At 39.5% G+C, this 21,258-nt stretch carries 16 protein-coding genes, 2 pseudogenes and 1 riboswitch; of the genes and pseudogenes, 8 read left to right on the top strand and 10 right to left on the bottom strand.

Going from position 1 to position 21,258, the window contains the following annotated elements:
* The first annotated feature begins 9 nt into the window (after window positions 1-9).
* From hslO to I2F31_RS06705, 5 genes are all read left to right on the top strand, one after another.
* Window positions 10-882 (top strand): Hsp33 family molecular chaperone HslO, encoded by an 873-nt coding sequence (hslO, locus tag I2F31_RS06725; protein WP_195769450.1) that lies wholly within the window; start codon window positions 10-12, stop codon window positions 880-882.
* Window positions 883-1,059: 177 nt separating this feature from the next.
* Window positions 1,060-1,821: a MipA/OmpV family protein gene (locus I2F31_RS06720; protein WP_195769451.1), complete on the top strand. Its 762-nt coding sequence runs from the start codon at window positions 1,060-1,062 to the stop codon at window positions 1,819-1,821.
* Between the two features lie 82 nt (window positions 1,822-1,903).
* Window positions 1,904-3,283, top strand: a complete 1,380-nt coding sequence (locus I2F31_RS06715; protein WP_195769452.1) for an aspartate aminotransferase family protein — start codon at window positions 1,904-1,906, stop codon at window positions 3,281-3,283.
* A gap of 9 nt (window positions 3,284-3,292) precedes the next feature.
* Window positions 3,293-4,354, top strand: a complete 1,062-nt coding sequence (locus I2F31_RS06710; RefSeq protein WP_195773645.1) for a GNAT family N-acetyltransferase — start codon at window positions 3,293-3,295, stop codon at window positions 4,352-4,354.
* Window positions 4,355-4,365: 11 nt separating this feature from the next.
* Window positions 4,366-5,247 (top strand): hypothetical protein, encoded by an 882-nt coding sequence (locus I2F31_RS06705; protein WP_195769454.1) that lies wholly within the window; start codon window positions 4,366-4,368, stop codon window positions 5,245-5,247.
* Between the two features lies 1 nt (window position 5,248).
* On the opposite strand, the gene I2F31_RS06700 is transcribed toward I2F31_RS06705, so the two are convergent.
* The 4 genes from I2F31_RS06700 to I2F31_RS06685 are packed head-to-tail and all read right to left on the bottom strand — an operon-like array spanning window position 5,249 to window position 7,520.
* Window positions 5,249-5,638 (bottom strand): DMT family transporter, encoded by a 390-nt coding sequence (locus I2F31_RS06700; protein ID WP_195769455.1) that lies wholly within the window; start codon window positions 5,636-5,638, stop codon window positions 5,249-5,251.
* Window positions 5,635-5,994 carry an EamA family transporter gene (locus I2F31_RS06695; protein WP_195769456.1) on the bottom strand — a complete coding sequence of 120 codons (360 nt, stop codon included), beginning with the start codon at window positions 5,992-5,994 and terminating at the stop codon, window positions 5,635-5,637. The genes I2F31_RS06700 and I2F31_RS06695 overlap by 4 nt, the downstream gene beginning before the upstream one ends.
* Before the next feature lie 9 nt (window positions 5,995-6,003).
* The gene (locus tag I2F31_RS06690) at window positions 6,004-6,822 is read right to left on the bottom strand and encodes an alpha/beta hydrolase (RefSeq protein ID WP_195769457.1); all 819 of its coding nucleotides are present in this window, start codon (window positions 6,820-6,822) and stop codon (window positions 6,004-6,006) included.
* Window positions 6,819-7,520 carry an MtnX-like HAD-IB family phosphatase gene (locus I2F31_RS06685; RefSeq protein ID WP_195769458.1) on the bottom strand — a complete coding sequence of 234 codons (702 nt, stop codon included), beginning with the start codon at window positions 7,518-7,520 and terminating at the stop codon, window positions 6,819-6,821. Before I2F31_RS06685 ends, I2F31_RS06690 begins: the two co-directional genes overlap by 4 nt.
* Before the next feature lie 230 nt (window positions 7,521-7,750).
* Between I2F31_RS06685 and I2F31_RS06680 the strand changes: the two genes are divergently transcribed.
* The gene (locus I2F31_RS06680; RefSeq protein WP_195769459.1) at window positions 7,751-8,509 is read left to right on the top strand and encodes a transporter substrate-binding domain-containing protein; all 759 of its coding nucleotides are present in this window, start codon (window positions 7,751-7,753) and stop codon (window positions 8,507-8,509) included.
* A 46-nt stretch (window positions 8,510-8,555) separates the two neighbouring features.
* Here the strand turns inward: I2F31_RS06680 and I2F31_RS06675 are convergent, their stop codons facing one another.
* Window positions 8,556-9,404 (bottom strand): Cof-type HAD-IIB family hydrolase, encoded by an 849-nt coding sequence (locus tag I2F31_RS06675; RefSeq protein ID WP_195769460.1) that lies wholly within the window; start codon window positions 9,402-9,404, stop codon window positions 8,556-8,558.
* A 286-nt stretch (window positions 9,405-9,690) separates the two neighbouring features.
* On the opposite strand from I2F31_RS06675, the gene I2F31_RS06670 reads away from it, so the two are divergent.
* Window positions 9,691-11,874, top strand: coding sequence for a TonB-dependent siderophore receptor (locus I2F31_RS06670; protein WP_195773647.1), 2,184 nt, complete (start codon window positions 9,691-9,693; stop codon window positions 11,872-11,874).
* A 32-nt stretch (window positions 11,875-11,906) separates the two neighbouring features.
* Here I2F31_RS06670 and I2F31_RS06665 read toward each other — a convergent pair.
* The 4 genes and pseudogenes from I2F31_RS06665 to I2F31_RS06650 form a co-directional block, all read right to left on the bottom strand.
* Window positions 11,907-13,136, bottom strand: a pseudogene (locus I2F31_RS06665) (magnesium transporter CorA family protein).
* Between the two features lie 88 nt (window positions 13,137-13,224).
* On the bottom strand, window positions 13,225-15,312 hold the full coding sequence (gene pnp / locus I2F31_RS06660; protein ID WP_195769480.1) for a polyribonucleotide nucleotidyltransferase: 2,088 nt from the start codon (window positions 15,310-15,312) through the stop codon (window positions 13,225-13,227).
* A 246-nt stretch (window positions 15,313-15,558) separates the two neighbouring features.
* A complete protein-coding gene (gene rpsO, locus I2F31_RS06655) occupies window positions 15,559-15,828 on the bottom strand; it encodes a 30S ribosomal protein S15 (protein ID WP_092746390.1) in 270 nt (89 codons plus the stop codon).
* A 191-nt stretch (window positions 15,829-16,019) separates the two neighbouring features.
* Window positions 16,020-16,376, bottom strand: coding sequence for a DOPA 4,5-dioxygenase family protein (locus I2F31_RS06650; protein WP_195773648.1), 357 nt, complete (start codon window positions 16,374-16,376; stop codon window positions 16,020-16,022).
* A 746-nt stretch (window positions 16,377-17,122) separates the two neighbouring features.
* Window positions 17,123-17,246: riboswitch (TPP riboswitch) on the top strand.
* Between the two features lie 98 nt (window positions 17,247-17,344).
* Between I2F31_RS06650 and thiC the strand changes: the two are divergent.
* A pseudogene (gene thiC, locus I2F31_RS06645) lies at window positions 17,345-19,129 on the top strand (phosphomethylpyrimidine synthase ThiC); the annotation flags it as partial.
* A gap of 304 nt (window positions 19,130-19,433) precedes the next feature.
* Here the strand turns inward: thiC and recD are convergent.
* Complete coding sequence (gene recD / locus I2F31_RS06640; RefSeq protein WP_323127565.1) at window positions 19,434-21,200, bottom strand: exodeoxyribonuclease V subunit alpha; 1,767 nt, start codon at window positions 21,198-21,200, stop codon at window positions 19,434-19,436.
* Window positions 21,201-21,258 lie beyond the last annotated feature (58 nt).

Genomic DNA, 21,258 nt, shown 5'->3' with positions numbered 1-21,258 from the left:
GAGAAAAATATGTCAAACTTACGTCAACGATTTTATATCGAAAACTGTCCTGTTCGTGGTGAAGTGGTACAACTGACAGACACGCTAGAAACCATTTTAAAACAACGTGATTACCCGCAAGCCATTGAAGTGCTCTTGGGTGAAATGCTCAGTGCAACAGCTCTTTTAGCAAGTACTTTAAAAATAAAAGGCAACATTAGCCTACAAATACAAGCACAAGGTACATTTAAATGGGCAATGGCAGAGTGTAATCATTTAGGACAAGTCCGAGCATTAGCAGACTTTGAAGCAGATGAACGTTTTGCTCAAGCAACAGATAGCAGTACCGTATTTGCAACACTGCAACAACCGATATTATTTATTAATATTGACCCTGAATTTGGTGAGCGTTATCAAGGAATTATTGCCCTTGACCAACCCACATTAGCAGGTTGCCTCATGCAGTACTACGCACTCTCTGCTCAAATTCCAACACATATTGTGTTAGCAAGTGATGAAAAAGCATCGGGTGGTTTACTCATTCAACTTCTGCCACGCACAGAAGAAGAGAAAGAGCATATCGATGACGATCTATGGCCTCGCCTGATTATGCTCACAGATACCCTTAAAGCAGATGAGCTCAAACAACTCGATGCACAAGAAATTCTTTACCGTTTATACAATGAAGAAGAGGTTCGCTTGCCTGAAGTCGAACAACTTGAGTTTTCATGCACTTGCTCACAGCAAAAGTGTAAAAATGCACTGATACAGATTGGTGAAGATGCAGTCAAAGATACCCTAAGTGTGCAAAATCCAATTGAAATGGACTGTCAATTTTGTAATGCCAAATATACTTTTAATGCCGAAGAAGCATTGGCTTTATTTGGTCAGCACTTAAGCTAAACTCAGTCACAAGACACATCATGGCTTAGCTTAAGACTAAAGTCATGATGTATTCTTTGGCTAACATATTAAAATAACAACAAAATATTTATATTTTTTTAAGATTGACCTAATAATGAAACATTAAATTTATATATAACTAGAAGTATATGCTAAAAATATGGTTAACACCCCTATATGCTAGATTATGTAAACCGCTTTAAATATACATTTGCGACTACAGCTGTGATGATGGTTTTGACAATCACCAGCGATGCACATGCCGACCCATCGCCAACATTACAAATTGGCGTAGCAGGTGCTATTGACATACAAGCGTATAAAAACAATAACTTTCCAGTGACCACTTTTCCAAGCATTTTCTTTGATTCAAAACACTTTTATATTGATGGCGATGAAGTTGGGGTATATGCCTTACATACAGAAAAACACCAACTCAAACTTAACCTATATTACGACAGCACCGAATTTAAACCCTCAGACACACTCAGTCAGCTGAATAAGAGACGCCCTGCACTGATGGCAGGAGGCAGTTATACATATATTAGCCCTTATGGTGGCTTTCAAATTTTAGCTGAAAAAGATGTGCAGTCTCGTCGGCATGGCTCATTTGCAACCCTCGCCTACCTTGCTGAAGCACACTACAAACAATGGACATTTTCACCAGAGCTTGGTGTGCAATGGAACGACCAACACTACAATAATTACTACTATGGCGTGAGTCACGCCGAAGCCGAACGTAGCCAAATTCAAGAGTATCGCCCTAAGCAGAGCATACAACCGTACTTTAGCCTAGATATTGGCTACCAAATTAACCCACATTGGACACTCTACACGAGCCACCAAGTCACACGCTTGTCGAGGCAACAGCAACAGAGTCCTATGGTCGACAAAGTGGCTGATGTGAGTAATACCCTAGGCATTTTGTACCGATTTTAAACACAACTTCTCTTTAATCATTTTATCATGTTTAAACACAATAAAAGATTAAAGACCTTTAAAGCACGATAAGGATTTACTTATGGCGATTAACGAAAAACAGCTCCTTTTGGACGAAGCAAAATACTGCTCACATGGTGACACAGTACACTATGTAGAACCGCCAAAAATCTTTACTAACTGCGAAGGCAGCTATTTATATGACGACCAAGATACACCATATCTTGACCTACAAATGTGGTATTCAGCGGTAAACTTTGGTTATAAAAACCCACGTTTAAGCAATCGTTTAATTGAACAAATTAACACATTGCCACAAGTGGCAAGCCAATACTTACACCCAACAAAAATTGAACTTAGTAAAGTCATTGCTGAAGATATTTTCAAAAAAACAGGTGAAGTTGGTCGTATCCACTACAACGTGGGTGGCTCACAAGCCATTGAAGACTCACTCAAAGTGATTCGTAACTTCTGTGGCGGTAAAAGCCGTATGTTTGCATTTGAAGGCGGTTATCATGGCCGTACTTTAGGTGCATCGTCAATTACATCAAGCTATCGCTACCGTCGTCGCTATGGTCACTTTGGTGAACGTGCACACTTCATTCCATTCCCGTACCCATTCCGTCGTCCAAAAGGTATGACCGCTGAAGAATACGGCGACAAATGCGTTGCAGAATTTGCCCGTTTATTTGAAACTGAATACCACGGTGTATGGGATCCAAAAGTAGGTGAAAGTGAATTTGCCGCATTCTACATGGAAACCATTCAAGGTACAGGCGGTTATGTTATTCCACCACAAAACTTCTTTAAAGGCCTGAAAAAAGTCCTCGATGACCACGGTATTTTATTAGTGGTTGATGAAGTACAAATGGGCTTTTACCGTACAGGTAAGCTGTGGTCTTGGGAACACTTCGGCATTACACCAGATATCACTGTATTTGGTAAAGCACTCACCAATGGTTTAAACCCATTGGCAGGTATTTGGGCAAAAGAAGCACTGATTAACCCAACGACTTTCCCTGTCGGTTCAACGCACTCAACATTTGCCTCGAACCCACTCGGTACTGCGGTAGGTCTAGAACTGATGACTATGTTGGCTGAAAAAGACTACGAAGCACAAATCATGGAAAGTGGTGCATACTTCCTAGAAGGCTTAAAAACACTCCAAAAACAACATGTTGAAATTGGTGATGTTGATGGTTTAGGCTTAGCATTACGTGCAGAAATCTGTCAAGCCGATGGTTTCACACCGAACAAAGAATTACTCGACAAAATGGTAGACATTGGTTTGTCTGGTACTTTAGAGTATCAAGGTCAAAAATGTGGTCTTGTACTCGATGTAGGTGGTTACTACAAAAACGTGATTACATTTGCACCATCACTTGAAATTAGCCGTGCAGAAATCGACCAAGCATTGGTGCTTTTAGACCAGCTCTTGACTCGTGCTAAAAAGGAAATGTAAAACCGACTTATGGACAATGGTTTTAATCATCTAGAGCCTAACTGTCTGGTGGATGCTTTTTTACAGCATCCACCACAAACTTTTAAGGCACGTACACTCGATGCATCTTTTTATGCATTTAGCACCCAATTTAACTTACTCACCACGCTCGATGCACCGCTACGTAAGAAAATCCAATCTTTGATTGGCTATCAGCACTGGCAACGACTGGTTCATTTCCCAACCCAATTTATTGGCACAACCGTTACCGAATATACCCCTCTACCCACACAGCACACACCTAAACAACTACTAGAGCAAATACAGCCGTACTGTAAACAACACAGTCTTACCATCATTAAAGACTTACCCATTCAGTCGCCACTCCTGCCCGAACAAGACAACCTATTTAGCAAACAGCTCATTCAAGAAGCACAAAAACAAGGCTTTTTAGCAGTAGAAGGGCAAGCTTTGGCCTATGTAAAAATAGACTTTAATGACCAAGATGACTTTTTAAGCCGATTTTCCAAAAGCAGACGCAAAAACTTTAAAAGAAAACTCAAGCATTTAGAAGAATTACGCGTTGATGTCAAACATACAGGCGATGACTACTTTAACAGCACAGACACCCTTAAACAGCTCTATGCGCTATATCTAGAAGTCTATCAACAAAGCGATATTCACTTTGACTTACTCAGCCTTGAGTTTTTTACCACCATTTTGCAACAAGCAAGCCAAAATGGTCGTGTGTTTATGTACTGGAAAGAGCAGACTTTAGTCGGTTATAACATCTGTTATATCTATAACAATGCTTTAATTGACAAATATATTGGTCTCAACTATTCCCTTGCACTCGATTACAACTTATATTTTATTAGTTGGTTTGTAAATTTAGACTATGCCAAAACCCATGCACTCGACGTATACGTTGCAGGTTGGACAGACCCTGAGGTCAAAGCACAGTTAGGGGCACAATTTACATTTACACAACACCTTGTATGGGTAAAATCGCCCATGCTTCGTTTTATACTAAAGAAATTCAGACATTTATTTGAGTCAGATGCCCATTGGCATCAGCAGCAAGAAACATAGGGCAAACGACCGTGACACGACCACCTGTTATTTTAAATTTTGATGACTCATCTGCTCAGCCCAATTCTTGGCAACGTATTGCACTGCAATCATGGCAAGAAAAAATTCGTTTTGGTTGCAAATGGCACGACTTTAAACAATTAGAAGCACATTTAAACACCCAACTACCCGCACCTGATCAACAAGGCTGTGCTTTACTGGGCAGTGGCGACTACCACCATCTAAGCTATTTACTACTCTCTCGTTTAAAGCAAGATGAACCAATTCACCTGGTGGTCTGTGACAATCACCCCGACAACATGCGCTACCCTTTTGGGATACATTGCGGCTCATGGGTGTATTGGGCAAGCCAACTACCACAGGTTGCACGTATAGATGTCTTAGGCATTAGTTCTAATGACATCAGTTTAAGCCATGCATGGGAAAACCATTGGTCACCGCTTAAAAAAGGTAAATTACATTATTGGAGTGTGCAGCAAAATGCCAGTTGGCTAAAACGCATTGGTGCAAAGCATGCAGCACATCATTTTGATTTCCCCGATGCACTCATGGCTGAATTTTTAACCACCTTACAAGCAGTTAATCTACCCATTTATTTATCGATTGATAAAGACATTTTATCTAAAGATGTGGTGCAAACCAATTGGGATCAGGGGCAATTTTTAGAACAACACCTACACACGCTTATTGATGCATGCCAAGGGCGTTTAATGGGTGCCGACATTACTGGAGATATTTCTTTATACCAGTATAAACAATGGTTTAAAGCATTTTTAAGCAAACTAGATGCACAAGAAACCATGCCCGAAGAACAGCTCACTATTTGGCAAGATCAGCAACAAGCCCTAAATACTCGCCTAATTGAACGTATAAATACCGCTTGGCGTACTTAAACTATTGTTGCTGTTGTTTATAAATTTTTGCCTCACCTTTGGCAAGAAATAACACACCAATGACAATCAGAGCCATACCACACACTTTAAATGCAGTTAATGGCTCATTAAACAACCATACTGAAAGTAAAGTCACGCTCACCAGCTCAATGTGCGATGCTGCTACTGCTGGGCCAATCGGTGCTTTTTCTAGTAAGGTCATCCAAGTAAAAAATGAACCAATATAGCCAATCAAAGCGCCATAAATCCACACATTACCAAAGACACGGAGTAACCATGGCACATCAAAAGTAAGTGGCATGGCATGGTTTGATGCGAGCTTAAAACTGACTTGAGCCAATGTATCAAATAACATCAACACAGAAAAACCAACCAAATAAAACAATCTCATAAGCCTAACCCAATCACTGCAACCCCTGCACTAATGAATAACACGCCAATCAACCGCTCTTTGGTCAGTTGTTCTTTAAAAAACAGTCGCCCTGCAATCATAATCACAACAATATTAATGCAACCAAGCATCACACCATCAGACAAAGGTACTAGCGACAAAAACGCAAGCCAGACCACAAACTCAACCACATAGCAGGCAATGCCTAGCCACAGCATGGGCATTTTCGCAAAAGCGAGCCAACGTGCTTTACCTTCATAAGCTAAGCCTTTAATCGCCAAAGCTTTGAAGGCCAACTGCCCGACAGTGTCTACAGCAATGGTAAACATCCAAACCATGACCACTAATGCATTCATATTGATATCCTAAACATTGGCTGGCGTATACTGCTCCATAAATGACAAGGAGTCTGTCACCACTTGCTCACGATCGTTATCAATAGTAATCATGTGATAGCTTTTTTTCAGCCAAACCAACTGCTTCGGCCCTTGTACTTGGTCATAAATCAGTTGGCTATTTCTACGGTGTGCCACATCATCATCATATGCATGAATGAGTAAACAGGGTGCAGTAATACGAGATAAGTGACTTCTCACCACTTTAGACAAACATTGTAATTGATATAATGAGTGAAATGGATTACCAGGCAGTCCTGCTTCGCTGCTATCGCCATGTTGCATAGAGTGCACAATGCGTTGTCTGAGTTTTTCGTTATAAATACCAAACGGCTCGGCTTCATCAAACGTGGTCTTTCTAAATAAGTTTAAGTGATAGCTTAATGGAAGTAACCACGGTGCGACGAACTTTGACCACCAAGGAATACCCCAGCCATCATATTTAAATGTGGGACTATAACTCATTACACCACTCACACGATGCTCACTGGCGTAATTCAGTGCAAGCAATGCCCCCATAGAAAGCCCTCCCACAAAAATATGGTCAACATGTTGCTTGAGTTGCTCAGCTGCATCACAGACACTTTTGTACCAATCTTGCCACGTGGTATTCACTAAATCCTCAACAGTACCACAATGCCCCGCAAGCTGTAGTGCCATTACAGTATAGCCTTTTTGATGAAAACGGCGTGCAAGACCACGCATTTCATTGGGTGTACCTGTCAAACCATGAATCAGTAAGATTCCTGTACGGTTTCCCTCTAGTAAAAAAGCGTGATCTGCTATCATAAACTGACCTTTGTCATCCCCTGTAACTGTACAAACTGCCCAAGCGAGGCACTAATTTCATCAAAACGACTAAATGCCACATGGCTAATTTTATTTTTTTGGCAATGTTTTAACAGTGATGTTTTGGCATATACATAATCTGCACGCTCAGATAAACAAAAATCTGAACGTCCATCGCCAATTAAAATGGTTTTATATTGTTGGTGCTGTTTAGACACTTTACACTTACACGTTCCCGACTGGGCATTACAACTTTTACTGGCATTTGGAAAGGCCAACTGCCAACGGTTTTCACTCACTTGCTGGAGTTGATTGGCAATCACAGGCACATGCATTAAATTATATTTTGCCAAAATATAACGAATCACTTGGTCTAAACCATCACTAACAATGGTCAGAGGTATACCATAATATTTCGTGAGCTTCACAAATTCTATAAAGCTTTCATCAATTTTTATATTTTGTACAAAAGCTTCTAGGTCTTTCTTACTGACATTCAAAAGTGCAATTTGGCGTTGCATACATTCTTTAGAGCCAATTTTTCCTTGCTCCCACAGCTCCTCTATCTCTTGCCAACCGTCATCGGCAAAAGTTTCAAGCAAAACATCTGTGGTATCTTGCAAACTAATCGTACCATCGAAATCACAAAGTATTTTCCAGTTGTTTTTTCGATACTGTTCAACATTCATCAAAAGCATATTATCGGCTCTACAGATTTCTTAGAAGCGACCTAAGCACTTTTTAGTAATTTAGGCTTTTATAGTATAAAGATGATTTATTAAGGTATGCTTATACTTTATAAAATATATAAATGAATTAACAAAAAATTTCAGCGGATACGTCAAATAACGTCAATCTAATGGTCTGAAAATTGCTTTCACCTAGCACATATTAAATTTTATTCAATACGTCATTCAAGAGTACCTCTATGAAAAAAATCATTTCACTTTGTTGCATCGCCTTTGCCACAACCCAACTACATGCCGAATCCCGCTTACAAAGTGTCATTAATAAGGGCACACTCGATGTTTGCACCACAGGTGATTACAAACCATATAGCTTTTTAAAAGCAGATGGCCAATATGAAGGCATTGATATTTCTATGGCAGAGTCCTTAGCGAAAAGCTTAGGTGTGAGAACTAACTACGTAAAATCGACGTGGAAAACCCTCACGCCAGACTTAGTTTCAGGAAAATGTGACATTGCTATGGGGGGTATTTCCGTGACCCTGACTAGACAACGCCAAGTGTTTTTTGCCAACCGTATAGATGTCGATGGCAAAGTACCACTCGTACGCTGTAATGACGTAAAGAAATATCAAACTGTTGAACAAATCAACAAGCCTTCTGTCCGTGTGATTGAGCCTGCAGGAGGTACAAATGAAGCCTTTGCGAAGAAGTACTTACCCGAAAGTAACTTAACACTGAGCCAAGATAACTTGGGTATTTTCCAACAATTGGTCGATAAAAAAGCGGATGTAATGGTTACCGAAGCCTCTGAAGCACTGTATCAGAAAAAGCACTACCCAAGCCTATGTGCGGTCAATACTCAAAAACCGTTACAGTATGGCGAAAAGTCATATATGCTCCCAACTGATGACATCACTTGGAAACTATATGTAGATCAATGGCTTCACCTTGCCAAAGAAACTGGAGAATATCAAAAAATTCTTGAAGGGTGGTTCTAAATCTCATGCACATGGTAGGCAAATATTGCCTACCATGTGTACTAAATTAATTGAGCTTGGCAAGCTGCTCCGCTAGCTGAGTATCGGTTTCACTGGTTAATACTGCATCTAATACATCAAGCACTGCTTCTTTTTCATTATGCCCGACCACATAATCTGCAACTTGTTTTAACTCAGGTATTGCATTATCCATTGCCAGACCAAATTTGGCCATTTTCACCATTTCAATGTCATTGTTATTGTCACCAATAACAAGCGTTTCATCTGCACTCACATTCCAACGCTGTTGCAAAAAGCTTAAACCAAACGCTTTATGTTGCTTTGGTACAATGAGATCTATAAAACCAAAACCACTCGACACCATTTTGACCTGAGCATTTTTAATATAAGACTTCTGATTTAAGGCCTGCGTCAGCTCATCAAAATCGTAGTTACTGGTATTAATGGTAATTTTACAGACGAGGTCATCCACTTGAAGTAAATCCTCTACACAAAACAGGCGTTTAAAATACTTATTGAGTTTCGGCATGTTTTCAGCAGGGGTTTGCTCATCAATATACGCACCCTCTTTACCACATAAAATGATACCTTCAGCATAATCCACCATCAGATCTGCCAGCATCACTTTCGCGACTTGGGGGTCAAAGTGGGCAAAATTGACTTCAGTTGTGCCATCAACGACAAAGGCACCATTTTCAGACACATATGCAATTTGATCTTGAATATCAGAAAAATAGTTTTTTAAGGTATAAAGTTGGTTACCACTGGCTGCAACAAAATGTATACCCTGCTGTTGAAGCTGAGAGAACTGCCTTAAAAAACGCTGTTTATTGTACTGTTTTTCTCCATTTAAAAATGTACCATCCATGTCTACAGCGATGAGTCTAACTGGCATTTTTACCTCTCGTGGGATCAATATTACATCACCATTATTTATCGTACTTGGTTTATTTGTTTAGAATTATCTTAGCAAAATATGACGCCATCATGAATAAAAAGCCACGATATATTACAAAAATTTAAGCAATTTTAAATAGTTTAAATTTTTGTGTTATAAAATTTTATTTTTAATGCCTTTACCTCTTATAACAACCTTTCATTAAACGAATAAGTTAAAGTAATTGATAATTAGTTTCATTTGGATAAAATATAGTTACATTTATTCACAGTTTCTATCAATTATGTCAGATTATTGTCAAAGTTTCTTATTGAAACCCTTATGTGCAAGTTTATTTGCAATCTCCATTCAAAGTTTTGCAGCCGAAAATACTAGTAGTGATGTAACTCAACTTGAAACCATTCAAGCGGAGTCAAACAAGTCTTCGAGCATGAAAACTGCAACAGGGCTTGAGCTCACTCAAAAAGAAACCCCTCAATCTGTTTCTGTGGTGACACAAGAACAAATTAAAGACCAAGGCTTAACCACTGTCACAAGTGCAATGAAACAAGCTACTGGTATTAATGTCATTCGTGATAGCGGTCGCTTCCGTTTTCAATCTCGTGGTTTTTATATTGACCAAATTGAAGAAGATGGTTTGAGTAGTACGGTGGCAGGTTCAGGCTCAAATCCTCTTAGAACCTCCTCAAGTTTCACCGACTTAGATATTTATGACCATATTGAAGTGGTGCGTGGTGCAACAGGTTTGACACAGGCATATAGTGAACCAGGTGGTACACTTAATGCTGTACGTAAGCACCCAACCAAAGATTTTCAAATGCAAGGCTACCTACAAGCAGGCAGTTGGAATAACTTACGCTCTGTATTTGATGTCTCTGGCCCATTAAATGCAAATAAAACTGTACGTGGTCGATTTGTTGCCATTGGTGCAGACAGTGATTCTTTCAAAAATAATGTCTCAAAAGACAACAAAACCTTTTATGGTGTTTTAGACTTTGACCTCACCCCTGCAACACTTTTACGCATTGGTGCAATGTATCAAAAGTCACATGAAGTGCCAGATTACTTCGGTATTCCTATGGCATCAGGTGGCGTAGATTCTGGTTTACCAGCAAGTACTTACCTCGGCTCAAGTTGGTCTAAACTCGACTTTGAAAAATATAATGCTTTTGCAGAGCTCGAGCACAAATTTAATGATGACTGGATATTAAATGCACAAATTAATAGTAATTGGAACAAGTCACTACAAAATGTAGGTGCTTTAGGACAATTAGGAACAAGCTATAGTGGCTTAACCAGTAGCAACCAAAAAGTGGCGATGAATAACTATCAATACTATGACAATAGTAGCGATGAACTGACAGCTAAAATCTCTTTAAATGGTAAATACAACCTATTTAATGCCACACATGATGTATTTGCGAACTTAAACTATGTGAGCACCTATGAAAAATCTGAGTGGCGTCGTATTTTAAACTCAACATCATATAATGTAACCACATTTGACCCAACATCGGTGGCTGCACCGAATTGGAATGGGGCTTTAAACTTAAATTGGTTCTACACCAACTATATTACGCAAACAGCAGCCACTTTAGGTACACGGGTTAATTTACTCCAAGACTTTCATTTAACTCTTGCAGGTCGCTACGCACAGTCTATTACGAATGGCAGTACTTACTATGCCCTTACTGGTGGTAAAACAGATGGTGAATATGCTAAAAACCGTGAAGTGAAGAAGAATAAGTTTATTCCATATATTGGTCTAACTTATGACTTAACAGACAATACTAGTCTATATGCTAGCCACACCGAGATCTTTAAACCGCAGTCTGCACGTAATTCATCTGGGCAAATTTTAGACCCTGTCGTGGGCAAAAATGATGAAATTGGAGTTAAATCTGAGCTGTTTGGTGGTCGCTTAAATACCTCTTTAGCCTTATTCCAAATTGAACAAGAAAATCGTGCGATTACCGATCCAAACAATACCAGTTTCTCAATCGCTGAAGGTAAAGTGCGTAGCCGTGGGGTAGATGTTGAAGTTTCTGGTAAAGTCACCAACGACTTAGCAGTTTTTGCAGGCTATACCTACAATAAAAGTAAGTATCTAAAAACTGAAAGTTCAAGCTATGCTGCAGGTACAAACTTTAGTAAACACACCCCTGAGCATATGTTTAAATTGTATTCACAATATCAGCTTCCTGGGGCACTTGAAAAATGGTCAGCAGGTGTAGGTGTGACTGCACAAACGGATACCAATAGTTTGTATAACATTTACCAAGGAGGTTACACCCTTTGGAATGCGAACATTCGTTATAGCTACTCAGAAAACCTATCATTTAACGTGATTGGCGATAACATTACCAACAAACGTTACTATGAAAACAACCGTGTACGTATCAACGGTGGGAACAACTTCTTAGGTAGCCCAGCCAGCGTATTGGTTCGAGTAGACTGGAAATACTAAGTTAAGCCCCTAAACATAGCGTGCAGGTCATGCTATGTTTTACCTACCCCTTTGGCCATCTTTTCCACTTCTTTAATGGTCTTTTTAATGGGTTCAACCCCTAAAATGGCAAATAAATTAATATTTTTCTGATTCGACTGCGACAGCATATCCACTACACTTTTCTCTCCTCACCCAACCAAATGGCGACGGTAAAAGTAAAATGTCAGTAAAAGTGTTGTTAACAACATCGCAACGAGCATCACCCAAAACCCCTCAGGTGATTTCAAACCGGGAATCGACTCAAAATTCATACCATAAATCCCCGTAAGCAACGTCAGCGGTGCAAATATGGCTGTAATAATGGCTAAAATACGCATATTTTCATTAGTTTGATTTGAGATTGCAGAAAAGTGTAAATCTATAGCCGATTGAATCGATTGGCGTAAGCGTGACGTATGCTTTTGTATTCGTTCAACATGACTCACCAAATCATTAATTCTGACCAAAATTAAATCTAAACTGTCTACAGATGATGGTGCATCATGTGCATGATGGTGATTTTCTACTACCTCATCTCTCAGCTCTTGTAAGGTTTCAATTTGCTCTTCACACAAGTTTTCCACTTGCTGAAATGCCATATTTTCTTGCAACAATTGTTGCCACTGCTTGAAGTAGTGCTTACCTTGAAGCAATTCTGTTTGCCAAAATTCGACCCGACGCGTTAACGGTGTACGTAATCCTAAATAATCATCAATCATGCTATTGAGTAAACGCAGTGCTAAATTTAACGGTGTGCTTGGCAAACGTCTTAACTTATGCTGTTCAGCCACGTTTTTTTCTAATAATCCACAAAGTCGGTCTAAATAATTTTGCATCGACTTATTGCCACGCTCTCGTACCGTAATCAGGTACTTCCCTGTAATAATAAAATTAACAGGTGTGGTAAATAAGCCAAACTCACTTTGATGTTGCTCACCCGACAAACTGTCAAAAATTTGTTGATCTTCAGGCGTCATAATTTTACGAAACGTTAAAAAATCATACTCTTCCATGGTGTCAAAACCACAAGGGTGTTCGATATTTAAAATATCTGCAATATGAAATTCATTTAACACCAAATTGGTCTGAGTTTTTATTTGCTCTTGCCAAACATCTACCGTATGTACAATATCGTCTCTTAGACAGTCAATCCAAATAAAGTCAGTGTGTTCTTGGTGAGAATGCTGTGATACAGATAAAACCCCTGTGTCTTGGTGACGATAAAAATAGTAGCTTTGCATACATTCAATCTTATTTATTTTGGAATATACATATTGTGGAGCGAAAAAAAGCCCGCATCAAGCGGGCTTTTTCAGTTTAAGACATAAATTAAGCTTGTTCGATGTCTTTCATAGATAATTTAATACGACCACGGTTGTCTACATCTTGCACTTGTACTTTAATTTCTTGACCTTCAGTCAATACGTCAGTCACGTTTGCAATACGCTCATTTGAGATTTGTGAGATGTGTAATAGGCCATCCGTACCTGGCATAATATTTACAAATGCACCAAACTCTACAATACGAATCACTTTACCTTGATAAATTGTGCCCGGTTCAATTTCAGCTGTCAGTGCTTGAATTTTTGCAATCGCTGCACGTGCAGCCGCTTTCGTTTCACCAAATACACGCACTGTACCATTGTCTTCAATATCAATGGCTGCTTTCGTTTCTTCAGTAATTTGACGAATGGTTGCACCACCTTTACCAATCACATCACGGATTTTATCAGGGTTAATGCTGATCACTTCAAATGTTGGTGCATGTGCAGAAATTTCAGGGCGAGCACGAGAAATGACTTTATTCATTTCATTCAAGATATGCATACGACCTGCATAGGCTTGATTTAATGCAACTTCCATAATCTCTTCGGTAATCCCTTCGATTTTAATGTCCATTTGCAGTGCAGTGATCCCGTTTTCAGAACCTGCAACTTTAAAGTCCATATCGCCTAAGTGATCTTCATCACCTAAGATGTCAGAAAGAACCGTAAAACGCTCGCCTTCTTTCACTAGCCCCATTGCAATACCTGCAACTGGTGCTTTTAATGGTACGCCTGCATCCATCAGTGATAATGATGCACCACATACAGAAGCCATAGATGATGAACCATTTGACTCTGTAATGTCAGATACAATACGAATCACGTATGGGAAACGGTCAATCGGTGGCAATACGGCTTGTACACCACGACGAGCCAAACGACCATGACCAATTTCACGACGTTTTGGACCTGTTTCACGACCTGTTTCACCTACAGAATATGCAGGGAAATTATAGTGCAACATAAAGTTGTCAGTTTTTGTACCTGACAATGTGTCCACCATTAAGGCATCACGCGTGTTACCCAAAGTCGTTGTTACAAGTGCTTGTGTTTCACCACGAGTAAATAATGCTGAACCGTGTGCACGGTCTAGTACACCCACTTGTACATCTAGACCACGAACAGTTTTATTGTCACGGCCATCAATACGCGGTTTACCAGAGACAATATTGTCACGTACAGTACGGTATTTAAGGTCTTCAAATAAGTCATTTAACTCATCTGCAATACCGCTTTCATCATTTTCAGGAACGAACTGCGCCACTGCTTGCTCATAAAGCGCACCTAGTGCTGCGTAACGATCTTGTTTTACAGCAATGGTATATGCTTCTGAAATTTTTGCTTCAAATGCTTCTTTCAGTTTTGCACGTAGCTCTTCATTTTGTGTAGGAGCAGTCCACTCAGTTTTCTTCGTACCGACTGCAGCTGCAAACTCATTAATTGCTTGTACTACAATTTGCATTTCGTCATGACCGAACAATACAGCACCGAGCATTTGGTCTTCTGACAATTCTTTAGCTTCAGATTCAACCATTAATACCGCAGATTCTGTACCTGCAACAACAAGGTCAAGATCAGACTGAGCAAGTTGCTCATGTGATGGGTTTAAGATGTATTCACCATTCACCAAACCAACACGTGCAGCACCAATTGGGCCACGGAATGGGGTATCTGCAATAGCAAGTGCTGCAGATGTACCAATCATTGCAGCAATGTCTGCATCCATGGTTTTGTCTGAAGATACAACTGTTGCAGTCACTTGTACTTCGTTGTAATACCCTTCAGGGAACAATGGGCGAATTGGACGGTCAATTAAACGTGAAATGAGTGTTTCTGCTTCAGAAGCACGGCCTTCACGTTTACCATAGCCACCAGGAATACGACCTGCTGCATATTGTTTTTCTTGATAGTTTACAGTCAATGGGAAAAAGTCTGTTCCTGCTTTTGCAGTCGGTTGAGCAACCACTGCAACAAGTACAGTTACGCCACCCATAGTGACTAAAACAGTATTGGCTTGACGTGCAACACGACCTGTTTCTAGTACAACTTGGTATTGGCCATATTGAAATTCTTTACGAGTCACATTAAACATTGACATATATTGTTATTTCCTAATTAATTTATTCTAGTGGAGACCCCTAAGGTTTGGCATTTATAGTAATACAGTTTCATGTTTTATAAATGACAAAACTTAGAAGCCGACCTCACTAGATTTTAAACACAAAGAAGGAGCGATCATTCGCCCCTTCTTAGATTGCTTAGCAAACTAAGCTATGCTTCATTTTCAGCGCGAATGTTATAAATAACATACGTTGTACCGAAAAATCGCTCAATCGAATTAACGACGTAAGCCTAAAGCACCAATTAACGCAACATAACGACCGTGGTCTTTACCATTTAGGTAGTCAAGAAGTTTACGGCGTTGGTTAACCATACGAATCAAACCACGGCGACCATGGTGATCTTTTTTGTGTGCTTTAAAGTGACCTTGCAAGTCATTGATTTGAGCAGTAAGTAAAGCCACTTGAACTTCTGGTGAACCAGTGTCATTTTCTGCACGTGCAAATTTAGCAATGATTTCTGCGCGATCTGTAGTTGTTAAAGACATTCGATTTCTCCGAGATGCTTAAAATTTAAAAAATGATATAAAACAATTTATAAAAAAACTGCCTGCCATGCATCACTACAGCAAGTGCATATTTTAAGTGAAAAGTGTACAAATTGCAAAATGCTTTTATCAATTGCGTAGAATTAAGCAATTTATATTTTTGTATAGTTGCTTTTGCTTTTTAGCTTAAATCATCTCTTACTTAAGTATTCCAACCTTAGTGGAATTTTTTTACCTATCCATATTGAACAATCTGTATGAGCAAGCACTTCATCATCCAATTCAGGATGAATAAAAATACTATAATCTTTTTCATATTGTTTAAAAAACAATATAATTTCATTTACAACGTCTTCAGAAAACTCCAGCATAAACATTGGCTTTGGTAAAGGCCCAGCTGGAGGTAATAACAAAGGGAAAATTGTGGCTAAATGAGATATTTGACTTGTTACCTTTTCATGGATCTTTTTAATATGTTGAACCTCAACCAAATCAAAAAAGAAATGTAAATGGTAAATTACGGATAATTTCTTTGGCGTATCATTCATAGGGCTACTACTATTAGATATTTATAAAATAAATATTAGGTAAACTATTCAAACCACAGACATAAATCTAGACTTATTCGAACCATTACACTAACATCAATAGAGTTGAGCCAAAAAGCGTAAAAAGCATTTTATTTTGATTCCTCTATTATATAAACAATCATCTTTATAGCACAGCATACTTTTTGATACACCACCAAGTATTAACATTTAACGAACATCTAAAACTTTATGCGAGTATATATTCTACTCCTTAGCGTCAAATATATGTCTAAAATGGACAGTCTTAATATAAAAAAGCCCAAGTTTCCTTGGGCTTTTTTATTGCGCTATATTGTTATTATAATTTTGACTGTTTTTGTGTTTTAGTCGTTATGCTTTATTGTGTTCCTGTGTTGTTTTACTTTGTTCTATTTTGTTCCCACATCTTTATATTGCCATAATAAAATCAGCGTTATAGTAGTTTTTGACTGTATTGTTTGTACGAAATAACTTACACAAGAACATATGAATTAAAACAGATTCCTAATACTGTATTTACACAGCAAACAAAGTCATACTAACCATTACATTCCCCTCTATTTATGACAACTATTACCTGTTAATGTCACCAAAAATAACTCAAGATTACTGTCAAACACACCTATACATGCCCCCTACATTTAGGTTAACGCTATTTTTTTAACATGCTCCGATATTTATTTTAAGTTCATGCAACATTAGCAATTAAACCTGCTACTATTAAGCAATGCTTGACGGAGTGCGAGTAACAACTCGCTGAGATCACCCTAGAAATATACTTTCTTAATGGTGAATACCGTTGAACCTGATCAGGTTAAAACCTGCGTAGGAATCAAGCCACCACAAATTGATACCCTCTATTGCCTATCTATTGACAAGATCAGGCAACCATTTGCATTCACTTTTTGGCAGTGCTTGATTCGTTGATTTTCATAAGGATCATTGCCATGAAGCAATTAACGAATCTGTCTAACAAACACTCTCACATTGAGCAAGATGCTCAAGACCTCACCCGTATACTCCCTGCGTCTCAAAAGGTCTATATCGAAGGCTCAAACCCTTCTATACGTGTACCAATGAGACAAATTACACTCTCAGATACCCCAGAAGGTTTAGGTGGAGACTCAAATGGTGCAATTTTAGTCTACGATACATCTGGAGCATACACAGACCCTCAGGTAAACATAGACCTAAACAAAGGGCTTCCTAAAGTACGTCAAGAGTGGATTGAACAACGACAAGATACTGTGCAACTCAACGGTTTAAGTTCATTGTTTGGCAACCAACGTGCTAAAGATATTCGAACTGAAGACATTCGCTTTCAACACATCCAAAAACCAAGACAAGCCAAGCCCAGTAAAAATGTCACACAAATGCACTATGCACGACAGGGTATCATTACCCCCGAAATGGAATTTATTGCCATTCGTGAAAATCAACGCCAAGCAGCTTCGGTTAATACCCAACAACATGCAGGTCAAAATTTTGGGGCACAAAATATAAAGCAGATTACTGCCGAGTTTGTACGTCAAGAAGTGGCCTCAGGTCGTGCAATTATTCCTGCCAACATTAACCACCCCGAAAGCGAACCAATGATTATTGGGCGTAACTTTCTGGTGAAAATTAATGCCAATATTGGTAATTCTGCTTTAGGCTCATCTATTGATGAAGAGGTCGCTAAAATGACATGGGCCACCCGTTGGGGTGCAGACACCATCATGGATTTATCTACAGGTAAAAACATTCATGAAACACGTGAATGGATTATTCGTAATTCACCCGTCCCTGTAGGTACAGTACCTATTTATCAGGCACTTGAAAAAGTCGATGGCATTGCTGAAAACTTAACGTGGGATATCTTTAAAGATACCCTGATTGAACAAGCCGAACAAGGGGTTGATTACTTTACAATTCATGCAGGTGTTCTGCAAGAATATATCCCGCTTACAAGCCAACGCTTAACAGGCATTGTGTCACGTGGCGGTTCAATTATGGCCCAATGGTGTATGACACATCAAAAAGAGAATTTTTTATATACGCATTTTGACGAGATATGCGACATTATGAAGTCGTATGATGTATGTTTTAGTTTAGGTGATGGATTACGCCCAGGCTGTATTCAAGACGCCAATGATGCAGCACAGTTTAGCGAACTTAAAACCCTTGGTGAACTCACACAACGGGCATGGGCACATGATGTACAAGTAATGGTTGAAGGCCCAGGCCATGTACCTATGCACATGATTAAAGAAAACATGGACTTACAACTTGATGTCTGTAAAGAAGCTCCTTTTTATACCTTAGGCCCACTGACTACAGACATTGCACCAGGATATGACCATATTACCTCAGCCATTGGTGCAGCCATGATTGGTTGGTATGGCACAGCCATGCTCTGCTATGTCACACCAAAAGAACATTTGGGGTTACCCAACAAAAAAGATGTCAAAGATGGCATTATCACCTACAAAATTGCAGCCCATGCCGCTGACCTTGCCAAAGGACACCCCGGTTCACAGGCCAGAGATAATGCACTGTCTAAAGCACGGTTTGAGTTTAGATGGGATGATCAATTTAATTTAAGTTTAGACCCAGACACCGCACGTGAAATGCACGATGAAACACTTCCAAAAGAGGCACATAAATCAGCACATTTTTGTTCAATGTGTGGGCCTCAGTTTTGTTCGATGAAAATCAGTCATAAGGTGAAAAATATTGCTCAGCCTGTGACTTAAAAACTCACAATGCCACACAATATGGTCAGATATTCAAGTATCTGACCATTTAATTCATTTTATACCAGTAAAAGAAAAGCCTTTTAGTCTCTCCCAAAACTAAAAGGCTCAGTAGCTTTTACACTTATTTGATTAACCCACGCTTCATTGTAAGTTTGCAGTCTTTCGAATATTTATAGTTATTCTCTGCATTGTTATTTGATCTTTCCCGATCAAACTTATTGTGTAAACCAATCATCGCAAAAAACCCACAGACGCACTATTGGTCAATGGCTCTATTTCTTGTACGCTATTTCGTACATTATGTATCAATAAAATCAGCCAAACCACTGTGCCGTGTGGTTTGATGACTCAGTGCCCGAGCAAATGCAGTTTGATCGACCAACAGTGTCACCACTTTTTTAGCACGAGTAATGGCCGTATAAAGCAATTCTTGGCTAAGTAACTGTTCGGCCGCAGGCTCTAGCACAACAGCGGTATGCGTAAACTCTGAACCTTGTGATTTATGAATGGTCATGGCAAATGCGGTTTGTATATGTTTAGGTAAGCGTGTTGCCAGTACCCATTTCGCTAAACTTGGAAAATACACTTCAAATTGCGTTGGATCTTGTCTATGTTTAAAACAAATGCCTACATCACCATTTGACAGTCCAAGCTGATAGTTATTTTCAGTCATCATGACAGGACGACCAACATACCAATCACCACTGGCTTGCGTATATGCCACCAAATGCTCTAAAAGTTTGGCCTGCATATCATGATTTAACTGTGTCACGCCAAAGGTTCCATAACGCATGGCCGTCAAAATACGGTAGTCATCAAAAGCCTTTAATACCGCCTCTTGTTCAGGGCTTAAATCTGTATTTTCAGCATAGGTTTCAGATTGAAAATACTGCTCTAATGCTACGGCATAACCTTGAAAACCATACCAGAGCGACTGTAAATGCTCGTGTGTTTTCGCAGATGTCACTTTGGCTGTGTCTTCGATATATTGGAGCTGAATCAGATCTTTTTCTAGCATAGAGATCTGTATAGGTCTGAGTTCACTCGGCTGAACAATTTGCTGTTCAAATGCAATAACCACATCATGACTTGCGTTTTGTGGCTGTTTTTGCTGTTGAATAAATTGAGCCATACGTCCAATCTGTGCATCACCACTAAAACGGCGACTATATTTTAATTCCACCACATGAGATTCTAATAGCTGACTTCGTTGTAAGTCACTCAGTACCGTACCCACATCTACAGAAGACAACTGATTTGCATCACCCAATAAAATTAAGCGCGTACCTGTAGCAATCGCTTCAAACAGTTGTGTGGCAAGATTAAGGTCTAGCATTGAGGCTTCATCAACCACTACCACATCATAAGGAAGTGGCTGAGCTTGATTAAACTGTGCTCGGCCTTTTTGCCCAATTTTCAGTAATCGGTGCAAAGTCACAGGTTGTAGTAGTTGCAACTCAGGAGTCATTAAACGAGGCTCTAAGTCTGCAAATGCATTTTTCAATGCCTCTTGCATACGCTGTGCTGCTTTACCTGTAGGGGCAGCCATCGCAATGCGTAAATGTGCCACGCTGTGGTTGAGTGCGGCAATAATACGTGCCAATGTGTAGGTCTTTCCTGTACCTGGCCCTCCTGTAATCAGGCTCAAACCACTGCTTGCAACCCATTCAAGGGCTTGCTTTTGGTGGGGGTCTTTGAGTAGCCCATCATAAGCTGCACTGTCTACCACCACCACCGACTGTTGACTTAGGCGGTGTACTTGCTGTGCCAAACGTCGCTCAAGTGCATAATATCTGTACAAATAGAGTCGATTATTGCAAAAAACGAAGGGGCTGATCTGGCTTTTATCTGCAAAAGACAATAGACTACGCAACCTCTTCGCATGCAGTGCTGTTAATTCTAAACAACTGTTTCCTTGAGACGCGGCAAAGAGTACGGCATGTATTAGGTTTTGAGCAGCGATTTTATCATCTGCGTTGGTAAAATCAGCAGCGTTTGTCAGATAATCTGACCACTGTATGACCCACGGCTCTAACTGCATTTCTTGTTTTTCTAGGTTATTCACAGACATATCCTCAAGGTTATACACATAGATATCAACAGGGTTATACTCAGGTTTTTCC

The sequence above is a fragment of the Acinetobacter rathckeae genome, from assembly GCF_015627125.1.
GTDB classification, from domain to species: Bacteria; Pseudomonadota; Gammaproteobacteria; order Pseudomonadales; family Moraxellaceae; genus Acinetobacter; species Acinetobacter rathckeae.
The sequence above is the reverse complement of the archived record's forward strand: the minus strand, read 5'-3'. Positions and strand labels throughout refer to the sequence as shown.

Bases quoted from the DNA above. Each gene is read 5' to 3' on its own strand.
- hslO (WP_195769450.1), top strand. From the start codon at position 10: ATGTCAAACTTACGTCAACGATTTTATATCGAAAACTGTCCTGTTCGT.
- I2F31_RS06720 (WP_195769451.1), top strand. From the start codon at position 1,060: ATGCTAGATTATGTAAACCGCTTTAAATATACATTTGCGACTACAGCT.
- I2F31_RS06715 (WP_195769452.1), top strand. From the start codon at position 1,904: ATGGCGATTAACGAAAAACAGCTCCTTTTGGACGAAGCAAAATACTGC.
- I2F31_RS06710 (WP_195773645.1), top strand. From the start codon at position 3,293: ATGGACAATGGTTTTAATCATCTAGAGCCTAACTGTCTGGTGGATGCT.
- I2F31_RS06700 (WP_195769455.1), bottom strand. From the start codon at position 5,638: ATGAGATTGTTTTATTTGGTTGGTTTTTCTGTGTTGATGTTATTTGAT.
- I2F31_RS06695 (WP_195769456.1), bottom strand. From the start codon at position 5,994: ATGAATGCATTAGTGGTCATGGTTTGGATGTTTACCATTGCTGTAGAC.
- I2F31_RS06690 (WP_195769457.1), bottom strand. From the start codon at position 6,822: ATGATAGCAGATCACGCTTTTTTACTAGAGGGAAACCGTACAGGAATC.
- I2F31_RS06685 (WP_195769458.1), bottom strand. From the start codon at position 7,520: ATGCTTTTGATGAATGTTGAACAGTATCGAAAAAACAACTGGAAAATA.
- I2F31_RS06680 (WP_195769459.1), top strand. From the start codon at position 7,751: ATGAAAAAAATCATTTCACTTTGTTGCATCGCCTTTGCCACAACCCAA.
- I2F31_RS06675 (WP_195769460.1), bottom strand. From the start codon at position 9,404: ATGCCAGTTAGACTCATCGCTGTAGACATGGATGGTACATTTTTAAAT.
- I2F31_RS06670 (WP_195773647.1), top strand. From the start codon at position 9,691: ATGTCAGATTATTGTCAAAGTTTCTTATTGAAACCCTTATGTGCAAGT.
- pnp (WP_195769480.1), bottom strand. From the start codon at position 15,312: ATGTTTAATGTGACTCGTAAAGAATTTCAATATGGCCAATACCAAGTT.
- rpsO (WP_092746390.1), bottom strand. From the start codon at position 15,828: ATGTCTTTAACAACTACAGATCGCGCAGAAATCATTGCTAAATTTGCA.
- I2F31_RS06650 (WP_195773648.1), bottom strand. From the start codon at position 16,376: ATGAATGATACGCCAAAGAAATTATCCGTAATTTACCATTTACATTTC.